Below are 5,570 nucleotides of genomic sequence, written 5' to 3' on the forward strand. Positions count from 1 at the left end.
GACGAGTAGCCGGTGCCGAAGTCGTCGATGGCGAACGGGGTCCCCTGCTCGGCGAGCGTGCGCATGGCCAGCGCCATGGGCTGGAGCTCCTCGCTGAAGCCGCGCTCGGTGATCTCCAGCTCCACCTGCGGCTGCGCCAGGCAGGCCTCGGCGAGCGCCTGCCGCAGCCGGGGCGCGAAGCGGGGCTCGAGCAGCTCCTGCGGGCTGATGTTCACGGCCACCGGCGGCACGGTGATCCCCTCAGCCATCCAGGCGCGGACCTGGCGGCAAACGGCCTGCAGGATCACCCCGGTGAGCTCCTCGATGCGCCCGGTGCGCTCGGCGAGGGGGATGAACTCGCCCGGCGAGATCCATCCGAGTTTCGGGTCGTGCCAGCGGGCGAGGGCCTCCATCCCGGTCATGGCGCCGGAGGCCAGGTCGAAGCGAGGCTGGTAGTGCGGCTCGATGCAGCCTTGGTCCAGCGCCTTGTCGAGGCGCTGGACGAGATGGATCTGCTCCGAGACCCCGAGCCGGCCGGTGCCGTTCTGGACCACCCGGACCCGGCCGGCGCCACGCTGGTTGCCGGTGAGTAGGTGGAGGAGGCTGGTGAGCTCGTCGAGGCGCTCGCCGTCATCGGGCGCCTGGACCACGCTAACGGCGACGGTGGGACGGATCTGCTCCATGCCGGTGGTGATCGGCTCCTGGAGCGCCGCCGCGGCGCTGGTGCCGATGGCCTCCGGATCGCAACCGGGGGCCGTGGCCGGCGCCCAGACCAGGAGCTCGTTGGCCTCCCAGTGCCCGAGGCTGGCCTGTTCCGGCAGAGCGGCCCGGAGCCGGGCAGCGGTGGCGGCGAGCAGCCGGTCTGCCGAGGCCGTCTGGCGACTGGCGCGCAGGCCGGCCGCATCCTCAAGGTAGATGCTCATCAGAGCGAGGGGAGCAGGGTGCTCCCCCTCAGCGGCGGCCTCGAGCAGGGGCGCCACGCGGCCGGCTGTGCTCGCCCGATTGGGCAGCCCCGTCGCCTCGTCGAGGCTCGGGTTCCGGGCCGCCGGGCTGCGGACGGCGGTGCCGCCGGTGAGGTGGATCTCGACGACGCGGGCAAGCTGGATGAGCCGGCGCTCGTCCTCCGCCGTGAACGCCCGCGGGGCGTAGTCGATCAGGCAGAGGGTGCCGAGAGCGCCGCCTTGCGGGGTACGCAGCACGGCCCCGGCGTAGAAGCGCAGGAAGGGCGCCCCGGTCACCAGCGGGTGTTCTCGGAACTGGCCGTCCTCGGCCAAGTCCGGCAGGATGAGGGTCTCCTCCTGCTCGATGGTGTGGGTGCACACCGACCGGTCGCGGGCCATGTTGAAGGCCGGGGCGTGCCCGGTGCCGGCCAGCGAGCGCTGCGCCTCCGCCTCGATGAGGTGGATGCGGACGATGGGGACGTGGAAAAGCTCCTCGGCGAGCGCCAGCAGCTCCTGCAACGCCCGGGAAGCGGCGGCCTCGCTGAGCTCTAGGCTGCGCACCTGCCTCAGGCGCTCCTCCTCGCTGATCTTCGTCTCCATGGCGGGTCTCGGCGTCTCTGCCTCGGTCGTGCCCTCAGTTTATGCCACACATGCTACTTAAAAAGGCTGGAGCGCGCCGCGCTCGGCATGGGCGCGTCTCTGGAGCGCCTCCCCCCGGGCGCTAAGCTCACGGGTTTGCTGCCGCAGCTCCTGCCAGCGTTGAGCGAGTTCGACGATGGCTTCCAGGTCCTGTGTCAGCTCCAGGGCTTCCTGTTGCAGCAGGGCCTGCTCATCCGGAAGTCCTCGCCCCTCGACGAACAGGGGTTCGCCCACGACGCCGCCGAAGGCTTCATGGCGCTCGTCGAGTTCCTGAGCCTCGTCGAGCAACGCCTTGGTATCGGCATGCAGGGCCCGCGCTTCGGTGATCAGATCTCGTACCTCCGCGCGGAAGCCCGGGGGCGCGATCCATGTCAGAGCTCCGGCTCGGGGTAGGTGCTCCTCGGCTTTATCCAGGCGCTCCGCCCGGGCTTCGAGCCACCTGTCAAACTCCTCAATATCCTCCTCGGTCTCATCGCCGAGGACCATGCGCTCCACGCCGTAGCCGAGGTTTTCCCCAAGCCGTTCGACGGCGTAAAGGGAGCCGATCAGGCCTGCCCAGACGACAAGCAGGGTGGCTATGACCGTCAGTAGCGTTCGCATCCTGTCCTCGAGTGGCCGCTCTAGATGGGTCTTTTACGGATCCGCCGAATGCCGTGAGGCAATGCATGCCCATGAGGAAGTGGGCCGGCTTCCGGCGGCAGGCTGCGTTGCTGACTTGGGAGAGAGAAGGTGGTGGGCCGTGCAGGATTCGAACCTGCGACCAGCGGATTAAAAGTCCGATGCTCTACCAGCTGAGCTAACGGCCCCGAAAAGCGCACATTTTAACCAAGCCGCCGGCGGTAGGGAAGCGCCCGGCGGCTATTCGTCGTCGGACATCAGACGGCGAATCTCCGCGACCCGCTGCTGAGCCAGGTTGGCGGCAGTGGTATCCGGGTGGTCTGCCTGCACCGCCTCGAGCTTCTCGCGGGCGTCCTCCAGTCGATCCTCCTCGAAGGCGATGTAGCCGAGCTTCAGGCGGGCGTCCGGCACCTTGTCGCTGTCGCCGTAGTCGTCGATCACCCGTTCGAAGTGCTCGCCGGCGGCCTCGAAGTCGCGCTCGGCGTAGTACGTCTCGGCGATCCAGTAGACGGCGTTGGCGGCGTAGTCGCTGTCCGGGTCGGCGTCGAGGACGTCACGAAAGCCTTCGCGGGCGTCCTCGTAGAGGCCGTCGCCGAGCTGGCGGAAGGCCGCCTGGTAGAGTTCCCCGGCGTCGGCGTCCTCTTCGCTGGCCTCGCTGTCCGGGCCGTCGAGGTCGGGGATGGGGACCTGCTCCTGCTCCTGGGCCAGCCCGCGCTCCTGAAGCTCGCGCAGCCGGTCGTCCAGGTCGGCGTAGTGTTCGCGCTGGCGTTCCTGGAGTCGGCGGACCTGGCGGTCGAGGCTCTCGATATCGCCCCGCAGCTCGCGGTTTTCCCGCTTGATGCGCTCGACGTCGCGGACCAGTTCGGCCAGTCCGCGTCCGTCGAGCAGGTCCTCGAGGCGGTCGAGGCGCTGCTCGACGTCCTCGGCCACGGCAGGCGCGGCGAAGGCCAGAAGTACGGTGATGGTGGCGATCTTTCGCATAGCCGGTGTACCGCGTTAGCGCTCGTAGAGCAGCTCCGCGCGGCGGTTTTCCGCCCACGCGTCTTCGTTGGATTCGTCGATCAGCGGGTCTTCCTCGCCGTAGCTGACCACCTCGAGCTGGTCCGAGCGGGCCCCGTTGGCGCGCAGGAGCCGTTCGACCGCCTCGGCGCGCCGCTCGCCCAGGGCCAGATTGTACTCCCGCGAGCCGCGCTCGTCGGTATGGCCCTCGATGGTCATCCGCTCATCGGGGTGCTCGCGCAGGAACTCGGCATGGGCCTCGAGGACCGGTATGTCCTCGTCGCGGATGTCGCTGGAGTCGAAGGCGAAGTGCACGCGCCGGGTCGCCAGCGGGCTGTCGGGCTCATCCAGGACGGCGGCGTCCAGCGGGTCGTCGGGGTCCAGCCCCTCGGCGCGTGCCCGCTCCAGGCGTTCTTCGTCGGCATCGCTCGGGTCTTCCAGGGCCTCGGCCTCGGTCGGATCGAAGTCTTCCGTTTCCAGTTCGGTCTCTTCGCCGGGTGCGGTCTCCGGGTCCTCGATCCAGTGGGCGCAGCCGGCCAGCAGGGCCAGGCTGGCTGTCAGCCCTAGGGTGCGCAGGGGGCGGAGCGCGACGTTTCGGTGGCTTCTGGCGGTCATGGTGTCTCGTCCTCGCAGGTGGTTTACCAGGCCGGTTCGCGTACGCGGGTATCCGGTCGTTCGGTGGACTCCAGTGGGGCCACCGCGCCGCCGATGACCGAGGCTGTGGCCAGTCGCTGCCCCTCGGTGCCGCCAGCGGTGTAGATGACCAGGTCACCGTTGGGGGCGAAGCTCGGCGATTCGTCGGCCGGCCCGTCGCTGATGATCTGCACCGCCTCGGTCTCCAGATCCTGCAGGGCGATATAGTACTGCCCGTCGTGGCGGTGAACCATGGCCATCCGCTCACCGTCGGGTGAGATGCTCGGCCGGGCGTTGTACGCCCCCTCATAGGTGACCCGTTCGGTCTCGCCGCCATCCGGCGTGGTGCGGTAGATCTGTGGCCGTCCGCCCCGGTCGGAGGTGAAGTAGATCCACTCGCCGTCGGGGCCCCAGGTGGCCTCGGTGTCGATGGCCCAGTGGTCGGTGACGGGGCGGACCTCACCGCTGGCCAGGTCGATCAGGTAGATGTTGGCGGCGCCGTCGCGCGACAGGGTGACCGCCAGCCGGTCGCCGTCCGGTGACCAGGCCGGGGCGCTGTTGATCCCGCGGAAGCTGGCTACCTGCTCGCGCTCTCCGGTGCGGATCTCCTGGACGAAAACCTCCGAGCGGCGGCCTTCAAAGGAGACGTAAGCCAGGCGGTCCCGCGACGGTGACCAGGCGGGCGAGAGCAGTGGCTCATCGGAGGTCAGGATGGTCTGTGGCCGGTGTCCGTCGGAATCGGCTACCACCAGTCGATGTTGCCGGCCCTCGCCGTCCTCGCGCTGCTCGACTGCGACGTAGGCGATCCGCTTGGTGAAGGTGCCTGGGCGGTCGGTGATCGCCTCGTAGATGCGGTCGGAGATGGTGTGGGCCAGGGTGCGCAGGTGGCGCTCTTCGGCGCGGTAGCGCCGGCCGTCGGTCCGCTGTCCCTGGAAGGCGTCAAGGAGTTCGAAGCGCACCTCGTAACGGCCGTCGGTGGCATTATCGATGCCGCCGACCACCAGATGGTCCACGCCCTGGGCGCGCCAGGTGGAGAAGCGCACGTCCTCCATGCGCCCCGGGGTGGCCACCAGGTCGTCCTCCGGCAGGACGTCGAAGCGGCCGGTGCGGGCGAGGTTGGCGGTGATGATCGGGGCGATCCCGGTCTCCGGGGCGGCGCCATCGGCGCGCTGGAACGGCACGACGGCGATGGGGGTGGCGCCCTCGATGCCGCCGATGATGTCGATCACCACGTCATCGGCGCTGGCCTGCCCGGGCAGCATCAGCAGGGCTGCCAGGTACACGGTGCTCCATACTCGGTTCAGTCGCGTCACGGCTTAACTCCGGTCCGGTGCGAATCGGAAGGTTATGGTCTGCATGCGCTCCTGCAGCGCGGCCTCGTCGGGGAAAGGCACCGGCGAGGCGGCCTGGACGGCGCGCTCGACGGAACGGTCGAAGCCGGAGTCACCGCTGCCGCTGACGACCTCGACCCGGCGCACGTCGCCGCTTCGCGAGAACGACACCCGGATGACCGCCTCGAGCCCCTCGGGCGTGCCGGTGGGGCGTCGCCAGTTGCGCTCGACAGCCTCGGCGATCGCCGCGGTGTAGCGCTGCTGCTGCCCCTGCAGCCGGCGTTGCTCCTCGGCCTCCTGGCGGGCCGCTTCCTGGCGCTGGCGTTCGGCTTCGAGTTCCTGCTGGCGCTGCGCCTCGCGCTCTTCCGCCATGCGCTGGCGGATCTCCTCGCGAAGCCGCTCCTGCTCTTCCGCCCGCTGCTCGGCTGGA

General features: G+C 69.6%; 6 protein-coding genes and 1 tRNA gene. All 7 read right to left on the reverse strand.

From position 1 onward, the window contains the following. The coding region (locus tag LRG07_RS13235; protein ID WP_238642653.1) for an EAL domain-containing protein at positions 1-1,520 on the reverse strand (1,520 nt) is incomplete at its 3' end. Between the two features lie 57 nt (positions 1,521-1,577). Further along, positions 1,578-2,159, reverse strand: coding sequence for a hypothetical protein (locus LRG07_RS13240; RefSeq protein ID WP_238642654.1), 582 nt, complete (start codon positions 2,157-2,159; stop codon positions 1,578-1,580). A gap of 130 nt (positions 2,160-2,289) precedes the next feature. Then, positions 2,290-2,365 (reverse strand) — tRNA-Lys (locus LRG07_RS13245). Positions 2,366-2,417: 52 nt separating this feature from the next. Then, the gene (gene ybgF, locus LRG07_RS13250; protein WP_238642655.1) at positions 2,418-3,158 is read right to left on the reverse strand and encodes a tol-pal system protein YbgF; all 741 of its coding nucleotides are present in this window, start codon (positions 3,156-3,158) and stop codon (positions 2,418-2,420) included. A 15-nt stretch (positions 3,159-3,173) separates the two neighbouring features. Further along, a complete protein-coding gene (gene pal / locus LRG07_RS13255; protein WP_238637209.1) occupies positions 3,174-3,791 on the reverse strand; it encodes a peptidoglycan-associated lipoprotein Pal in 618 nt (205 codons plus the stop codon). Positions 3,792-3,814: 23 nt separating this feature from the next. Continuing rightward, positions 3,815-5,122, reverse strand: coding sequence for a Tol-Pal system beta propeller repeat protein TolB (gene tolB, locus LRG07_RS13260; protein WP_238642656.1), 1,308 nt, complete (start codon positions 5,120-5,122; stop codon positions 3,815-3,817). A 3-nt stretch (positions 5,123-5,125) separates the two neighbouring features. After that, on the reverse strand, positions 5,126-5,570 hold a 445-nt coding region (locus LRG07_RS13265), incomplete at its 5' end, for an energy transducer TonB (protein WP_238637207.1).

It is taken from the genome of Halorhodospira sp. 9622, assembly GCF_022228025.1.
GTDB lineage: Bacteria > Pseudomonadota > Gammaproteobacteria > Nitrococcales > Halorhodospiraceae > Halorhodospira > Halorhodospira halophila_A.

Excerpts from the sequence above, each read along its gene's own strand:
- LRG07_RS13240 (WP_238642654.1), bottom strand. The coding sequence starts at position 2,159 with ATGCGAACGCTACTGACGGTCATAGCCACCCTGCTTGTCGTCTGGGCA.
- ybgF (WP_238642655.1), bottom strand. The coding sequence starts at position 3,158 with ATGCGAAAGATCGCCACCATCACCGTACTTCTGGCCTTCGCCGCGCCT.
- pal (WP_238637209.1), bottom strand. The coding sequence starts at position 3,791 with ATGACCGCCAGAAGCCACCGAAACGTCGCGCTCCGCCCCCTGCGCACC.